The organism is Streptomyces canus (assembly GCF_041435015.1).
Taxonomy (GTDB): Bacteria; Actinomycetota; Actinomycetes; order Streptomycetales; family Streptomycetaceae; genus Streptomyces; species Streptomyces canus_G.
In genome coordinates this window covers 843,371-860,347 of record NZ_CP107989.1, presented here as the reverse complement: position 1 = coordinate 860,347, position 16,977 = coordinate 843,371, and the positions used below count along the sequence as shown (strand labels likewise).

The 16,977-nt window shown below is 69.2% G+C and carries 10 protein-coding genes; 4 read left to right on the top strand and 6 right to left on the bottom strand.

What is annotated here, in order from left to right; genetic code table 11:
• The first annotated feature begins 28 nt into the window (after positions 1-28).
• Positions 29-1,480 (top strand): glycoside hydrolase family 43 protein, encoded by a 1,452-nt coding sequence (locus tag OG841_RS04035; RefSeq protein ID WP_371563482.1) that lies wholly within the window; start codon positions 29-31, stop codon positions 1,478-1,480.
• Positions 1,481-1,597: 117 nt separating this feature from the next.
• Here OG841_RS04035 and OG841_RS04030 read toward each other — a convergent pair whose 3' ends face one another.
• The 6 genes from OG841_RS04030 to OG841_RS04005 form a co-directional block, all read right to left on the bottom strand.
• The gene (locus tag OG841_RS04030; RefSeq protein WP_328642742.1) at positions 1,598-3,373 is read right to left on the bottom strand and encodes a cellulase family glycosylhydrolase; all 1,776 of its coding nucleotides are present in this window, start codon (positions 3,371-3,373) and stop codon (positions 1,598-1,600) included.
• 41 nt (positions 3,374-3,414) lie between these two features.
• Complete coding sequence (locus OG841_RS04025) at positions 3,415-4,935, bottom strand: glycoside hydrolase family 43 protein (RefSeq protein WP_328642743.1); 1,521 nt, start codon at positions 4,933-4,935, stop codon at positions 3,415-3,417.
• A gap of 43 nt (positions 4,936-4,978) precedes the next feature.
• Positions 4,979-7,114, bottom strand: a complete 2,136-nt coding sequence (locus OG841_RS04020; protein ID WP_328642744.1) for an alpha-galactosidase — start codon at positions 7,112-7,114, stop codon at positions 4,979-4,981.
• Between the two features lie 329 nt (positions 7,115-7,443).
• A complete protein-coding gene (locus tag OG841_RS04015; protein ID WP_371563476.1) occupies positions 7,444-9,891 on the bottom strand; it encodes a SpoIIE family protein phosphatase in 2,448 nt (815 codons plus the stop codon).
• Positions 9,892-10,224: 333 nt separating this feature from the next.
• Entirely contained in the window at positions 10,225-10,500 is a 276-nt protein-coding gene (locus OG841_RS04010; RefSeq protein ID WP_371563472.1) for a hypothetical protein, read from the bottom strand.
• Positions 10,501-10,565: 65 nt separating this feature from the next.
• Positions 10,566-12,797 carry an alpha-L-fucosidase gene (locus tag OG841_RS04005; RefSeq protein ID WP_371563469.1) on the bottom strand — a complete coding sequence of 744 codons (2,232 nt, stop codon included), beginning with the start codon at positions 12,795-12,797 and terminating at the stop codon, positions 10,566-10,568.
• A 423-nt stretch (positions 12,798-13,220) separates the two neighbouring features.
• Here OG841_RS04005 and OG841_RS04000 point away from each other — a divergent pair, with 423 nt between their 5' ends.
• The 3 genes from OG841_RS04000 to OG841_RS03990 are packed head-to-tail and all read left to right on the top strand — an operon-like array spanning position 13,221 to position 16,923.
• Entirely contained in the window at positions 13,221-14,285 is a 1,065-nt protein-coding gene (locus OG841_RS04000) for a sugar ABC transporter substrate-binding protein (protein WP_328642748.1), read from the top strand.
• A gap of 45 nt (positions 14,286-14,330) precedes the next feature.
• Complete coding sequence (locus tag OG841_RS03995; RefSeq protein ID WP_371563466.1) at positions 14,331-15,893, top strand: sugar ABC transporter ATP-binding protein; 1,563 nt, start codon at positions 14,331-14,333, stop codon at positions 15,891-15,893.
• On the top strand, positions 15,886-16,923 hold the full coding sequence (locus tag OG841_RS03990; RefSeq protein WP_371563463.1) for an ABC transporter permease: 1,038 nt from the start codon (positions 15,886-15,888) through the stop codon (positions 16,921-16,923). The genes OG841_RS03995 and OG841_RS03990 overlap by 8 nt, the downstream gene beginning before the upstream one ends.
• Positions 16,924-16,977 lie beyond the last annotated feature (54 nt).

Here is a 16,977-nt window from a genome sequence, read left to right as displayed (position 1 = left end):
CGTCAGTCGATGTCCACCGGAGGCCCTCATGAGCACCGTTCGATCGTTACCCCACACCGGCACGAGGATCACCCGGGCAGCAGCCTGGGTGGTGAGCCTCCTGCTGGCGTTCACCGTCGTTCCCGCCGCGGTGCAGCCCACCGCGGCCCGCGCCGACAACCCCATCTTCCAGCACGTCTACACCGCCGACCCGGCCCCGCTGGTCCACAACGGACGGGTCTACCTCTACACCGGACACGACGAGGACGGCTCCACCTACTTCACCATGAAGGACTGGAGGGTGTGGTCCTCCGCCGACATGGTCAACTGGACCGACCACGGCTCCCCGCTCAGCCTGACCACCTTCAGTTGGGCCTCCTCCGACGCGTGGGCGGGACAGGCCGTGCAGCGCAACGGCCGGTTCTACTGGTACGTGCCGGTGACGAACCGGGCCACCGGCCGGATGGCCATCGGCGTGGCCGTCTCCGACAGCCCCACCGGACCGTTCCGGGACGCACTCGGCCACCCCCTGGTGGAGAACGGTGAGATCGATCCGACCGTCTTCATCGACGACGACGGCCAGGCCTATCTGTACTGGGGCAACCCGAACTTGACGTACGTCAGGCTGAACACCGACATGACCTCCTACTCGGGCAGCCCCACCAGGATCCCCCTCACCACCGCCGGGTTCGGTACCCGCACCGGCGACCCCAACCGCCCCACCCTGTACGAAGAGGGACCGTGGGTCTACAAGCGGAACGGCCTGTACTACCTGGTGTTCGCGGCCAGGTGCTGCTCGGAGTTCATCGCCTACTCGACGGCGCCCGGCCCGACCGGGCCGTGGACCTACCGCGGCACGGTCATGCCCACCCAGGGCAGCAGCTTCACCAACCACCCCGGGATCGTGGACTTCAAGGGAAATTCATACTTCTTCTACCACAACGGCGCGTTGCCTGGCGGCGGCGGCTTCACCCGCTCGGTCGCGGTGGAGAGGTTCTCCTACAACGCCGACGGCACGATCCCGACGATCAACATGACGACCACGGGCGCCCCGCAGGCCGGCACGCTCGATCCGTATGTGCGCCAGGAGGCCGAGACGATCGCCTGGGGTTCCGGGATCGAGACCGAACCGTCCACCGAAGGCGGGATGAACGTCGGCTGGATCGACAACGGCGACTACATCAAGGTCAAGGGCGTGGCCTTCGGGCCGGGCGCGTCCTCCTTCACCGCCCGCGTGGCCTCGGGCAGCGGCGGCGGCGCCGCCGAACTGCGCCTGGGCTCCCCGAGCGGGACGGTCGTGGGCCGTTGCGATGTACCGAACACCGGCGGCTGGCAGACCTGGAGGACGGTGACCTGCCCGGTCAGCGGCGCGACGGGAACCCAGGATCTCTACCTGCGGTTCACCGGCGGCAGCGGCTACCTCCTCAACATGAACTGGTGGCAGTTCACCCCCGCTGCCACCGCGACCCCGCCCCAGTGGTCGAGAAGGGGAGTCGCATGATGGCAAGGACGAGAACGGCCCGCTCACGTCAGCGCGCTGACGACAGCGCCCAACGCGCTGCATGACGCCGGCGCCCTGGTTGCCGGGGAGGCGGCAACCAGGGCGAGGGGCGGTCGGTCAGGGGAGGGGTGGGACGTGCGTGCCGGTGACCGAGTCTCCGGACTTCTTGACGTGATACATGACCTTCTTGCCGCTGTAGAAGTCGAAGGTCAGTGTCACCAGTTCGCCGTCGCGCAGCGACTTCAGGAACTCGGGCTGCAGGACGAGCGTGCCGTTCGGGTAGTCCGGCGAGAAGGTCGCGTTGAACTCCTGGTACACAGTCCAGTTCGTCGGGCCGGCGTAGCTGCCGTCGGGGTACCTGGCCTCCATGGTCGCCAGCGCGTCACCCTTGTACTGCGTGGGGATCGTGAGCGCGTCGGTCTTGCCCGTGGCGTCCGACAACACCGGCTCGTCGTAGGTGACCACCTCGATCTGCCAGGGCAGTCCGCGGGAGAACCGGGCCTGGAGCGTGGCGTTCACCCCGTACTCGCGGTCGCCCGACAGGCGGGTCAGCGCGCCGGCCGTGAGGACGAGCCGCGTCTTGTCGAAGAGGGTGTAGTCCCGTCCCTCGACGAGCTTCGTCTTACCGTGCCACAGGCCCCGGAACGTGGTCCCGTTCAGATTCAGGGTGACCCCCTTGGCCGTGATCGGCTCCTTCTTCTCCAAGAAGACCTTGTCGAAGGAGGCCGTTGCCGAACGGGTGGTCCAGCTCGACTTGATCCAGGCCATCAGGGCGGGGTCCGACCACTTCAGGGTCTCCCGGTTCAGATAGGCCCAAGTCCCGGGGTCCCACAGCGCGGTGGTGACACCGACGAGGCGCGCCGCGTATCCGACGTGCTCGTAGTACTTCAGCGCCTCGCCCCGCTCGACGCGGGAGGGATGGTTGTGGTCGGGGTAGCCGAGCAGGCCCAACTCACCGACGTAGACGGGGATGCCCCTGGCGACGAAGGTGTCGCGCATGCGGGCGAAGGCGTCGTTGAGGTCGTTCTGGGCGGCGGCGTCGTACAGGGTGCCGCCCGCGATGTTCACGCTGAACGGGTACCAGCTGTAGAAGTGCACGGTGGCGACCAGATTGCTGTCGTGCAGCGACTTGATCGTGGTGTACAGGTCGTCCATGAGGACCTGGGAGGGGGTGCCTTCCTGTGTGATCAGGACGAGCAGGCGGCCCTTGTTCCCGCCGCCCGAAGCGCGGACGATCTTGTGGAAGGACGTGTTCAGCTCGTTCATGAGCTGGGTCTTCTGCGCGGCCGTGGCGTCGTCGAAGCGCGGCTCGTTGAGGCTCTCGAAGAGCAGGGTGCGCGGCTCGTCACGGAACGCGGCGGAGATCTGGGTCCACAGGGCGTCGTAGCGGGCGAGCACCTTGTCGTGGTCGGTGGAGATCTTCGAGACCCACTGCCAGTTGTCGTGGTGGACGTTGAGCACGACGTAGAGGTTCTCGGCCTGTGCCCAGTCGACCACCTGCTTGACGCGGCTCATGTACGCGTCGTCGACGGTGTAGGGCGCGGTGGCGGACTGGTGTGCGCTCCAGGTCACCGGGACGCGGACGCTGCGGAAGCCCTCCGCCCGGATGGTCTTGAACAGTTCCCTGGTGGCCTTGGGGTTGCCCCAGGACGTCTCGTCCGGAATCGCGTCCAGGGTGTTGCCCAGGTTCCAGCTGGGCTGCATCGCGGCGACGGCGTCCATGGCGCGGGCCGGAACCTTGACCTTGGCCCCTGCCTGCTGTGCCGTGCCGCCGGGCGCCGCGAGCGCGGTGCTGCCGGACAGTCCCAGGACGACGAGCAGCGTCATCAGCAGACCGGCCAGGCGGCCTGGGCCTCGTCTGCGGTGGTGTGCGGGTTGCCGTATGACCTTCATGGGGCATGCCTTTCGGTCGGCCGTTCGGGAGGGGGCTTGGTTCAGCTGTCGAGGGGCTCGTAGTCGAACCAGTCGAAGCGGACGGTGCCTTGAGCGGCGTACATGCCGATGACCCGGCCGGTGAAGCCGCCGGCGACCTCGGTCGACAGGTAGCGGCCGTCGAGGGCCGCGAGCTCGGTGAACGTGCCGTCGGGGTGCTCGACGCCGAGGGAGACGACGTCGGGTCCGGTGCACGGGCCGTGCGGTGGCGGTGGGTCCGTGATCGTGAGTGAGAGGACCACCGGCCCGGCGGGTACGGACTGTGCGGCCACAACCGTGCGCAACGAGCCGACACGCGCGATCACTTGGACCTGCGTGCCGGACACCTCGACCCCGTAGTGGTGCCGCTCGTCGAGCCGTACGGCGAGGCCACCGGTTCCCTCCGCGGCGTCGACCAGAGTGCGCGCCCGGCACGACATGTGCTGCTGACGCCGGCCGGTGAACACCACGTCGGGTTCGTCCAGCGAGTCGCCCCGCGCGCGGAGCGTCAGCCATCCGGGGCGCTCCTTCGTGGCGCAGTGCTCGGCGGGTCGGTCGCGCAGGGAGATCCAGGACGGTCGCAGTTCGGCGAGCTCGAAGTCGTCCCGGTGCTCCTCGGCAGGGCCGGGGGAGAGCGGCCACGGGAGCTCGGGCAGGTCGAGGGCGACCTCGCCGACGACCGGCCAGTCGTCCACCCAGGTCACGGGGGCCAGGAAGGTCTCCCGGCCGAGCACGTGCCAGCCCGGCGTGCCGCCGCCCGGTCGGACGCCGAGCAGCACCATCCACCAGGAGCCGTCGGGGCCCTGGACGAGGTCGGCGTGCCCGGTGTTCTGGACCGGGTGGTCGGTCCCTCGGTGAGTGAGGATCGGGTTGGCCGGACACGGCTCGAACGGGCCGTTGGGCGTACGGCCGCGGGCGATCGACACGCCGTGGCCGCGCTCGGTGCCGCCCTCGGCGATGAGCAGATACCAGTAGTCGCCGATCCGGTACAGGTGCGGCGCCTCCGGGGCCTTGGCGCCGGGCCCGCCGGACCAGAGCTTGTGCGGTGTCCCGTACGTCTGCCCGGAGGAGGGGTCGAGACGGACCTGCGAGACCCCGGCGACCGTGCACCAGCAGGTGCCGTCCTCGTCCCAGACCAGGTCGGGATCGATGCCGGGGACACCCGGCGCCCGGATGGGGTCCGACCACGGTCCGGCGGGGTCGGTGGCCGTGACGATCAGGTTGCCGCCGCCCTCGCTGCAGTTGGTGACGATCAGCCAGAAGCGGCCGTCGTGGTGGCGCAGGGTGGGGGCGTAGATCCCACCGGAGGACCACGCGTCCGACAGACGCAGCTGCTCCGGCCGGTCCAGGGCGTTGCCGATCTGCGTCCAGTGGACCAGGTCACGGCTGTGGAAGAGGGGTACCCCGGGGAAGTACTCGAAGCTGGAGCAGGCCAGGTAGTAGTCGTCGCCGACCCGGCAGACGCTGGGGTCGGGGTGGAAGCCGGGGATCACGGGGTTCGCGGGGTTGGCGACGCGTCCGTCCGGCCGGCGCAGAGGGGGCACCGATAGGTCCTCTCGTCGATACGTGATGCGGGCGTGGGGTGGTTCAGGGAGCGCCGGGGTCCGTGGGGGTGATGCGGAGCAGGACCGCGGTCGGCGCGGTGGGCAGGGTCAGGTTCAGCTCGCCCGTGTCGGGCATCCAGGTGGGAACGGCCCGGCTGACCGAGGGATAGAGCAGGTCGACACGGGCGGCGGTGCCCCGCAGGTGGGGCAGGTGAAGTGTCGCTGTGGCGTCGGCTCCGGGGCGGCGCCAGGCGGTGAGGTAGGTGGTGGCGGGAGCGCGCAGGGCCAGGGCGATCCAGGGGTCGTCCCAGCCGGGAAGGCCGAGTGGCCAGGACGGCACGGCTTGCGGCAGGTCGGCGCGGATGGCCTTGTACACGGTGACGGCCTCGTGGACCAGGGCGCGGGCCGTCGGCTCGAGTTCGGGAATGCGGCCGGAGAGGTGGATGCGGCCGAGGAGGGCGTTGGCCATGGTGAAGGCCACCTCGTCGAGGGAGTCCTCCGGCTGGGGGTAGGCCCATACGGCGCCCTGTTCGGGGGTGGCGGCGGTGGGTGCGGAGGCCGCGATGGGGGCGTAGAGGTGGAGGTTCTGCTGGTCGCTGGTGGACTGCAGTTGCAGCCGGGACAGCAGGGCGTGGTCCCAGCGCATGCCGCCGGAGGCGCAGTTCTCCACCACGAGGTGGGGGTAGCGGTCGAGGATGCCGTCGAGCCAGTCGAGGTGCGCCCGGTTGTGGCCGAGCAGTCCGGCGCCGGGGGTCTCGCCGGGGTGGGCGCTGGTGCCGGAGCCGGGGTCGATGTTGTGGTCGAGTTTGAGGTAGCCGACGCCCCACTCGCCGACCAGGCGGTCCACGACCTGGTCCAGGTGGGCACGGGCGGCCGGGTGGCGCAGGTCCAGGTGGTGCCGGCCGGACTCCGTGACGCGGACGCCGTCCCGGCGGAAGAACGCCTCGTCCGGAAGGGACGTGACCATGGGACTGCTTACGCCGATGACCTCCGGCTCCAGCCACAGGCCGGGCACCATGCCGCGCTCCCGGATGCGGTCCAGCACCTCGTGGATCCCGCGCTCGCCGGGAAATCGTGAGGCGGCCGGTTCCCAGGCGCCGACGGTGGTCCACCAGCCGCCGTTGTCGCCGTCGTACCAGCCTGCGTCGATCACGAAGTACTCCGCGCCCGCGTCGGCCGCCGCGTCGATGTGCGGCAGCAGCTTCTCGGTCGTGGGGTCGCCCATCAGGCAGTTCATGTAGTCGTTGAAAATGACGGGCAGGCGCTGGTGATCGGCGTGCGGGCGGCGCTGGGCGCGGCGGTAGTGGGTCAGCGCGGCGAACGCGGCGTCGGGGCCGCCGTCCGCGCTGAAGGACAGTGCGGCGGGTACGGTGCGGAAGGCGGCGCCGGGTTCAAGGGGGTGCCGCCAGACGTGGTGGGTGTCGGTGGGGCCGAACAGCGCCGCGTAGGCCGCCTCGTCGCGCTCTTCGCATTCCCAGCGCCAGCCCCCGCCGTTGTGCTCGATCTGCCACACCCAGGTGCGGCCGGAGCGGCGGTCCGTCAGGCCGCCCATGGGCAGGTGTCCGCAACTGGACCAGGTGCGTTGTCCATTGAGGGCGAAGCCGGCTCTGCCGTGCCCGTTGCTCACCTGTCCGCCATGGGCCGGTGTGGTCAGGCGCATAGGCCGGCGCCGCCAGCGGCATTCGGCGACCCAGTCGTTCTCCGCCCACAGCAGGTCCGCTGCGTCGATGGCCGCCGGGTCCTGCGGGGTCAGGCAGCCCACCACGAGCGAGCTGACCGACTCCAGGGGCAGCGTGGTCCGCCCTTCGTTGCGCAGGGTCACCTCGCTGCGGAGAACGGGGATGCCGTCCGGTGATCGGTAGGTCACCTCCGCGACCAGCCCGGTCTCGGGGTCGTGAAGTTCGACGGTGAGCACGTGCCAGTCGGCGTCGCGGGTCGCGCGGTGAGTCCGGTGGCGCAGACGCCCGCCGAGAGCGGTGTCCACGAGGCGGTTGCCCGACCAGCCGCGGCCGTGACCCGCGGCCGTCACCTCCACCAGGGGGAGGGACGCACCGGGGCTTGTCCGCGCTTCGCCGGGGAGTCCGAGGTGCGTGAGGCGCGGGCTGCCGTCGTCATCGAGGACGATCTCGAGATGAAGGGCCTCGTGTCCCCAGTGGAAGGTCTCTTGTTCCTTGGTCATGTCGGCCCTTTCGAGGTCAACGCCCAGTCGAGTCATGACTCATGGCGGCGGTCTTGGCCGGCTGTCGAAGCGCTTCACTTCCAGTCGAAAGTTAACGGAGAAGTTTCGTGCGAAACAAGGGCGCCAACCGCTGGATACTTTCTTTCCCCGGCGCATTGACACCCCGTCGGAGTGAATGGCATCTTCGAAGCGCTTCGACTCCCGGGCTTCGGGAGTAGCCGCCCACGCACACCCTGTGCTTTGCGCGATGCCACGCCCACACATGAGGAGAGCCCGCTCGACTCCAACCCGGGGGTGGGGGTCATCCAGCGGTCAGAGCGGCCCGGACTTCATCGCGGCTGGGGCTCGGGGAGGGTCTGTGCGCACCAGATCGTCTTGCCGTCGGTGGTGTGCCGGGTACCCCACCCCTGGGTGAGCTGGGCGACGAGCAGCAGGCCCCGGCCGCCCTCGTCGAAGGCACGCGCCCGGCGCAGGTGCGGTGCGGTGTTGCTGGCGTCGGAGACCTCGCAGATCAGGGAGGAGTCGCGAATCAGCCGCAGCCTGATCGGGGGCTCGCCGTATCTGATGGCATTGGTGACCAGCTCGCTGACGACCAGTTCGGTGACGAACGACGCCTCCTCCAGACTCCAGGCCTCCAGCTGGTCGAGGGCGAACTTCCTGGCGCGCGGCACCTGCGCGGGGTCGGGTTCGACGGCCCAGTCGGCGACATGCTGGGGATCCAGCGCGTGGGTGCGGGCGAGCAGCAGCGCGGCGTCGTCGGTGCGGCGTTCGGGAAGCATGGCGTCCAGCACCGTGTCGCAGAGGCCCTCCAGCGAGGTGGCCGAATGGTTCAGGACCCGCAGGAGTTCGGCGATCCTCTCGTCGACGTCACGCTCGCGACTCTCCACCAGCCCGTCGGTGTAGAGGGCGAGCAGGCTGCCCTCCGGCAGCTGGAGTTCGGTGGCCTCGAAAGGCAGCCCACCGATGCCGAGGGGCGGGCCCGGCTGTGCGGGGGCCGGGGTCCTGGTGCCGTCCGGCGAGATGATGAGCGGCAGTGGATGACCTGCGCTCGCCAGGGTGAGGCGGCGGGCGACCGGATCGTAGACGGTGTACAGGCAGGTGGCCCCGAACTCGCCGGTCGGCTGGAAGCGGCCGGCGGGCTGGAGGTCGCTGGCGAGGTGGATGACCAGGTCGTCCAGGTGGGTCAGCAACTCCTCCGGCGGCAGGTCCACGTCGGCGAGCGTGCGGACCGCCGTGCGCAACCGGCCCATGCTGGCCGAGGCGTGCAGGCCGTGACCGACCACGTCGCCGACGACCAGGGCGACCCGGGCGCCGGAGAGCGGAATGACGTCGAACCAGTCACCACCCACTTCCGTGCCCGTCCCGCCGGGCAGGTAGCGGGTTGCCACCTCCACCGCCTCCTGGCTCGGCAGCTGCTGCAGCAGCAGACTGCGTTGCAGGGTCAGCGCGGTCATGCGCTCGCGCGAGTACCGGCGGGCGTTGTCGATGGCGACGGCTGCTTTGGCGGTCAGCTCTTCGGCGAGGATCAGGTCGTCGGCGGTGAAGGCCTCGGGCCGGTCACTGCGGGAGAACACGACGACGCCGAGCAGCGCGCCGCGGGCCCGGAGCGGCACGGTGATCCGGCCGGTCAGCCCGTCCGCGGCGAGGGACTCGTCGATCAACGGGTTGCCCGGCGGCCAGTGGGCCGGGTCGGCCGCGAGCCCGGGCCCGAAGGCCCACTCGCCGCCGTGGCCGGGTTCGGTCGCGAGCTGAACCGTGGACCTGCCGGTGGCCATGCAGCGGGCGGCGACGGAACCCGGGGCATGACTGACGGGCACCGGGTGCCCCGGAGCCCGGTCCGTGTCCTCCTTCGCGCTGTGCTGGGCGGCGCGGCTGAGCGTGATGGCTTTGCCGGAGGCGGGGGAAAGAGGCGGTTCCTCTCCGCGCAGCACCTCGTCGAAGAGATCGACGGTGACGAGGTCGACGAATTTCGGTACGGAGGTCATGGCCAGTTCCTGGGCGGTGCCGATCACGTCGAGTGTCCGGCCGATGCCGCGGCTGGCTTCGTTGAGCATGAGCAGGCGCTGCCTGGCCCAGTACTCCGCGCTCATGTCGAATCCCCAGTTGGCGACCGCGCGCACCCTGCCCTCGGCATCCAGGACGGGCCAGATGCTGGTGGCCCAGGCGTTGGCGTAGTTACTGCCGAGCGGGTGGAAGACGGTGATGAGACGTGCGGGCTTGCCCGTCCTCGCCACTTCGGCGAGCTGGTCGGTGTAGGGCTTGTCGTCTCTTTCGGGGAACAGTTCGCGGTCGAATTCAGGAAACAGCTCGCGGTACTTCTTATCGAGCACCTGCTCCTCGGAGTGCGCGATCACCCGGCCCGAGGACGCGTTGATCCACAGAAACCGCAGCTCAGGGTCGTAGACGCCCAGAGCGAAGGGGCTCTGTTCGAAGGCCAGGTCGGCGATCACCGGGCGGCGCTCCCAGCGCTGGACGGTCACCGCGTGGCCCAGCGCCCGGCCGTCGGCGCCGAACAGCGGATGAGCCGACACCAAGACGTCCACCGTGGAACCGTCCCGGTGGCGCAGGGAGATGAGCTCCGTGTGATCGGAGCCGCCGACGTGACTCTCGGGGAAGCCGGGTGGTGGGGGTGCGGCCAGCAGGTCGGTCACGGGGCGGCCGACGGTCTCCGCCGCCGTCCAGCCCAGCAGCAGCCGCCCGCTTTCGCTCCAGCCGCTCACTACGCCGTCCGGGTCCACCACGAGCGCGGCAGCGGGGGCATCCTGCTTGTCGGCCATGTCCACGGCTACGCCTCCGTCCGGACAGCTCTGCCCGTCAGGGCTGGATCCCGACCGCAGCTTCCAGCGTAGGTCCGCTTCTGCTCCACGGCTCTCCGGCCGGTGTGTGCCTGATCGCCGGGTGCAGCACGTCCGTGGGCCGCCGCGTCGTGGGTGCGCATGCGGCACGGCCAGGGCCGAACGCCCAGCCCGGATCGTGCGTGCCCGCGGCGTACGGCGGACCGGGGTTTCACCCACCCCGGTCAGCCGCACGGTCCGGTCGACAGGGCCGCGTACCGGTTCCGCGTTTCGCACCCGCCCACGGCATGTACGGCAGTCAGGCGGCCGGTGCCGTCACCAGCCTGTCGGCAGACCGGCGACGAACGACTTGAGCCGGTCGGCGATGAGGCGGTCGTCGTGGGCCGCGTAGTGCCAGTGGCAACCGGGGAAGTCCAGGCCCGAGTCGTCGAGGGCCCAGTGGCGGACCCGGTTGTCGCCGGCGTCGTTGCGCGCCTTGACCACCTGCTGGACATGGCAGTCGTACTGGCCGGCGCCCACCGCCGCGATGGCAGTGTCGGACCCGTAGCGCGTGCGCGGCCTCTGGATGAAGTCGCCGTCAGGTGTACTCACGTACGCCGCCCGCGCCCCCACCGCGAAATGAATGTCATATGCATGCTCTTTCTCCTCCGTGGCCCTTACAGCGCGGTGAAGGTCCACAGCAGGTTGGTGCTGCTGCCGTAGGTCCACTGTTTGGTGAGGGAGCCCGAGGTCACGTTGCCGCCGCCGTCCAGGACCAGGCCGGTGGTGCGGTTGGCCACCGAGTAGCGGTCGCCGCCCCGGTGGGTGATGGTCCACTGCTGATTGGTGCCGCCGTTCCATGCGGCCTGTCGGGCGGCGGAGCCGTCGGTGGTGGCGCCCCAGCCGTCGGCGACCATTCCGTTCGTGCGGTTGACCAGCCTGTAGTAGCCGTCTCCGACCGCCTCCGCGTGCCACTGCAGGTTCGAACTGCCGTCCCAGGTCCACTGCTTGAGGTTGGACCCGGAGGCCACGTCGCCGCCGCTGTCCAGGGCGAGGCCGTTGGTGGCGTTGGTGATCCGGAAGTACGCCGCCGGGTTGAACTGGACCCTCAGCGAGGTGATCTGGTCGTTGTTGCCGGTGGCCCTGAGGTCGGGGTTCTCGGCGGTGAAGGTCCAGGAGGTGCCGGTGAAGTTGTCTCCCGAGTAGCCGATCACCTGGTAGCCGGGGGCCGGCCGGAGGGAGGAGAGGGTGCGCGGGCCCGGTCCCGCCGCGGTCAGGTCGGCCGCGGTGTAGTCGCCGACGGTCAGGACGGCGGCGGTGCCGGTGTAGTTGACGTCCGTGAAGGCGACGGCTCCGGCGAGCGGCCGCAGGGCGGGAATCGTGCCGGAGAAGGTGAGCTTCAGGACGTAGGCGTTCGCGCTGTACGGCGCCGAGGACGGCAGGGTGACGGTGAGGCCGGAGGTGCTCTGGGCGGGCGTGGGCAGGTCGATGTAGGTGCCGGCGGTGGAACCGAGGAGCTTCACCGAGGTCAGCGAGGAGAGGTTGATCCGGTCCGAGCCGAGGGTCTTGATCGTCAGCGAGTTGCCGGGCCAGCCCAGGACGGTGGCGTACAGGACGTCGTTCGCCTTGTTCCGGGTGAAGCGGATGTCCTGCGCGGTGCCGGCGTGCGGGGTGGTGAACGAGCCGCCGCCCATCTTCGTCGGGCCTTCGCCGTACGTCGTCCAGGCGCGGGTGGAGTACACCGACTCTCCGAAGCGCTTCAGGTGGTCACCGATACCGAGCAGGATGTCCTTCTGCGCCTGCGGGATGGTGCCGTCGGCCATCGGTGCGATGTTCAGCAGCATGTTGCCGTTCTTGCTGACCCGGTCGAGGAACGAGTGCAGCATCTGCTGGATGGTGTAGTAGCCGATGCCCTGGGTGTAGCACCAACTGGAGCTGGAGATGCTGTCGTCGGTGAGCCAGTACGGGGTGGTGAGGTCGGCCGGGCCGCCGCGCTCGTAGTCGAAGACCTCGCCCTTGCCGTTCATGCCGTCCTTGTAGGTGGCGACGACCTCACGGCCCCAGCTGTCCGCCTGGTTGTAGTAGTACGCCAGGAAGTTCAGGCGCTGTGTCTCGTCGACGGCGTCCAGATTGAAGTCCTGCCACAGGATGTCGGGCCGGGCGCGGTCGATGACCTCTTTGAGTTTGTCGAACCAGAGCTGGTTCTCCGCGGCCGAACCCAGCTGCCCGTAGAGCTTCTTGAGGCTGGAGTCCGTCTGGGCGGGGGCGAATTCGTAGAAGCCGGTGAAGTTGTACGCGTGGTGCATGGCCACCAGCAGCTTGAGGCCCTTGGCGCGGATGGCCGTGGAGAACAGCCGCAGCAGGTCGAGTCCCGGGCCCTTGTTCACCGAGTTCCACTCGTTGACCTGGCTGTCCCACATGGAGAATCCGTCATGGTGCTCGGCCACCGGGCCGGCGAACCTGGCGCCGGCGTCGGCGAACAGCTGCACCCACTCGTCGGGGTCGAACTTCCCGCCGGCCGACTTCAGCTTCGGCGCGAACTGCACGGTGTTGCCCGCCAGGTCCCGCGCCCCGTTGATGAAGTTGTGGTACGGCCACGCCGAGGGCTGGCCGTAGGTCGCTATGTGGTGCTGGTTGGCGTCGTTCCCGCTCTCGTACATGTTGCGCGGGTACCACTCGTTGCCGAAGGCGGGGACGCTGAAGACGCCCCAGTGGAAGTAGATCCCGAACTTCGCGTCCTGGAACCACTCCGGAGCCGGTGGGTGCTGGTCGACCGAGTTCCAGTCGGGCGTGTATGTGCTGGGCGCCGCCTGGGCGACACCGGCACCGAACGCGTCTCCGGCAACGGCCGCCGTGGCCACGCAGGTTGCGGAGGCCAGCAGCTGGCGTCGGTTGATCGAGCTCGACATGGACACATCCCTGGGGCGGAAGAGGTGGGGGGAATGCAGGGCCACGCATGAAGGTCGACCATGTCGCCCTGGCGTGTCAACCAACGTGCAGGGATGAAAGTGACCGTTGTTCCCGAGGAATAGCCCTGCTTGACCCATTCTGATGGGGATTGCTGTCACGTAGACATAGAATGTCTTGCCGTGTTTGCGTGGCTGGCGCAAGCGATGAGGTTTTCGGCGATTGATGGGATGGATCTTCTCCCACTTGCGCCATTCTGGCGTGACGAATCCCTACATACTGCCCTCGCTTCCTCGATTTTGTACGGAGGTCTGGACAACCCATCGTGCCCCCTCTATAAACATCCCATCTCTACCGCGCGGCGATGCACGGATGTCGTCGAAGCGCAACATCTCCCACTACGGGACCGGCGCGAGGAAGCACTGATGAGACTCAGCACCGCCCTCTGTTCCGCCGTCTCCACCCTGTCCGCACTGGCGCTGCTCAGCGCGTGCGGCAGCGGCTCCACCACGTCGGCGTCGTCGGGCGACGCGCCGCTGGTCGGTGTCGACTACCCGCGCTCCGACACCGACTTCTGGAACTCCTACATCAAGTACACGCCGGAGTACGGCAAGAAGCTCGGCCTCTCGCTCAAGACCACCAACTCGCAGAACGACGTCGCCAAACTCACCGCCAACGCACAGACGTTCATCAGTCAGGGCGTCAAGGGCATCGCGATGGCCCCGCAGGACACCGCCGCCATCGCGCCGACCCTTGCGCAACTGGAGGCGAAGAAGATCCCGGTCGTCACCGTGGACACCCGCCCGGACACCGGCAACGTCTTCATGGTGGTCCGCGCCGACAACCGCGCCTACGGCGAGAAGGCGTGCCGGTACCTCGGCACCAAGCTCGGCGGCAAGGGCAAGGTCGTGATGCTGGAGGGCGGGCTGGACTCCATCAACGGCCGTGACCGCACCGAGGCGTTCAACGACTGCATGAAGAAGAACTACCCCGGCATCAAGGTGTTCGGCGAGGCCACCAACTGGGACGGGGCCGTCGCCGCGCAGAAGCTTCAGACCGACCTGACCGCCCACCCGGACATCAGGGGCGTCTACATGCAGTCCAGCTTCGCCCTGTCCGGCACGCTCCAACTCCTCAAGCAGAAGGGCCTGTTGGTCGGCCCCAAGGACAGCAAGCACGTCTTTGTCGTGTCCAACGACGGCATCCCCGAGGAACTCAAGTCCATCGCCGCCGGGAAGATGGACGCCACCGTGTCCCAGCCTGCCGACCTCTACGCCAAGTACGCCCTGTACTACCTCAAGGCCGCGATCGACGGAAAGACGTTCAAGCCCGGCAAGACCGACCATGACAGCACCATCATCCAGGTCCGCGACGGACTGCTGGAGGACCAGCTCTCCGCCCCGCTGGTGACTGCCGACGGCGCCACCTACGGCGGCGTGCCCAGCGTCAAGAGCGACGACACGTCGTTGTGGGGCAACAACCTCGGCTGATCGCTCCTCCTGCGTGCAACGGCTCACGAGAACAAGGCGGTTGAGATGAGCGACGGGCAGCGAGCGGTCACTCCCGCGCCCGACCCGGCGTGCCACGGACAGGTCCCGACGGGGCCGCCCGTCGTCGAGGCGACGGGCATAGTCAAACGATTCGGTCCGACGGTGGCCCTGAACGGCGCCCGGATCACCATCAGGCCAGGGGAGACCCACGCGCTCGTCGGCCGCAACGGAGCCGGCAAGTCGACCCTGGTATCGGTCCTCACCGGCCTCCAGGCCCCCGACGAGGGAACGGTCACCTTCGGCGGCGAGCCGGCCCCCCGGCTCAGCAACCGTGACGCCTGGCGCCGGCGCGTGGCCTGCGTCTACCAGAAGTCGACGATCATCCCCACGCTGACCGTCGCCGAGAACCTCTTCCTGCACCGGCACGACCACGGGCCCAGCCGGCTCATCAGCTGGCGGGCCACCCGTCGCCGCGCCCGGGAGCTGCTGGCGACCTGGTCGGTGGACGTCGACCCGCAGACCCTCGCGGGCGAACTGAGCGTCGAACAGCGGCAGTTCGTCGAGATTGCCCGGGCGCTGTCCTTCGGGGCGCGGTTCATCATCCTCGACGAGCCGACCGCCCAGCTCGACGGGGCGGCGATCAACCGGCTCTTCGAGCGCATCCGCGACCTGCAACGGCAGGGCGTGACGTTCCTGTTCATCAGCCACCATCTCCAGGAGGTCTACGAGATCTGCGACATGGTGACGGTCTTCCGCGACGCCCGGCACATCGTCACGGCGCCGGTGGCAGAACTCCCACGCACCGAGCTGGTCGCCGCGATGACCGGTGAGGCGGCCGCCGACCGGCAAGGGGAACGGGCGAGCACCCTCACCCCTGGCACCACGGCCGCACTGAGCGTCCGTGCGCTGCGGGGCGACACGTACGCCGACGTGAGCCTCCAGGTGGGTGCCGGCGAGATCGTAGGCCTGGCGGGCGCCGCCGGCAGCGGGCGCACCGAGGTGGCCGAGACCGTCGTAGGGCTGCGGGCGGCAACTGCGGGCGAGGTGGAGATCGCCGGGCGGCGGCCCCGGCCGGGCAGCGTGCCCGCGGCGCTGGCCGCCGGTGCCGGGTTCGTCCCGCAGGACCGGCATCACCAGGGCTTCGTGCCCGACTTGTCCATCGCGGACAACGCCACACTGTCCATACCGAAGCGCCTCGGTAGGAACGGATTCCTCAGCCGCGGCCGCCGGGACCGCCTCGCCGAGGGCATGATCGAGTACCTGGCGATCAAGACGCCCGGTCCCGATCTGCCCGTCTCCGCCCTGTCCGGAGGCAATCAGCAGAAGGTCGTCATGGCCCGCGCTCTGGCGAACGACCCACGTCTGCTGGTGCTGATCAGCCCGACCGCGGGCGTGGACGTGCGCTCCAAGGAGTTCCTCCTCGGCAAGGTGGAGGAGACCGCCCGGACCGGCACCGGGGTGCTCATCGCGTCCGACGAACTGGACGACCTGCGCATGTGCGACCGGGTCCTGGTGATGTTCCAGGGCCGGGTGACCTCGGAGATCACCCGCGGCTGGCACGACCACGACCTCGTGGCCGCGATGGAAGGAGTGGACCTCAATGCCTGAAACCGTCCTCGCGGACACCGCCGCCCCCACGGAAACGGAGGCGCAGCGGACCAGGCTGCTCGGCGGCCGGATACCCCTGGCGCGCCTGCGCGATCTCGCGCTCGTCCCCGCCATCGTGGGCATCGCGATCGTCGGCCAGATCGTCAACCCGGTCTTCCTCCAGACCGACAACCTCATCAACGTCCTGCAGACCATGTCCGAGATGGCCCTGCTGGTGCTGGCCCAGGCGATGATCCTCATCGTCAAGAAGATGGACCTGTCCCTCGAGTCCACGATGGGCCTCGCACCCGGAGTGGCGGCCTGGCTGGTGGTCCCGACGGGTGCGGGACACGGTCTCGGACTGCTGCCCGGTGCCTGGTCGATCCCGGTCACGCTCGCCGTCGGCGCGCTCGTCGGCGTGATCAACGCCCTGCTGATCATCCGCTTCGGCCTCAACGGCTTCATCGTCACCCTCGGCATGCTGATCGTGCTGCGCGGCGTCCTCACCGGCATCTCGGGCGGGCAGACGTTCTTCCAGCTGCCGGAGTCGATGCTGTATCTGGGCACCGCCGAATGGTTCGGGATGCCGGCGTCCATCTGGATCTGCCTGGTGCTGTTCGCCGTGGCCATTGTGGTGCTCGGCTGGACCAGCTTCGGCCGCTCCCTGTACGCCATCGGAGGCAACGTCGACGCCGCGAAGGCGGCCGGCATCCGTACCGACCGGGTGCTGTGGATCGTCATCGTCACCGGCAGCGTGCTCGCCGCGCTCGCCGGACTGCTGCTCTCCGGACGGCTGGCCTCGGTCGCCTCGGCCCAGGGCAACGGCTACATCTTCACCGTCTTCGCCGCCGCCGTCATCGGCGGGATCAGCCTCAACGGCGGCAAGGGCACCATGTTCGGAGCGTTCTGCGGCATCCTGCTCCTCTTCATGATCCAGAACGTGCTCACCCTGGGCGGTGTACCCGCGCAGTGGATCGGCGCCCTCAACGGCCTGATCATCCTGGTCGCCCTCGCCATCTCCCGCATCACGGGCGGCAAGGTCCAGGAGTGACCGGCGCGGCCGTCGCCGCCGGCCTGCCACCCCTCACCCTTCCGTCCCAGTGGG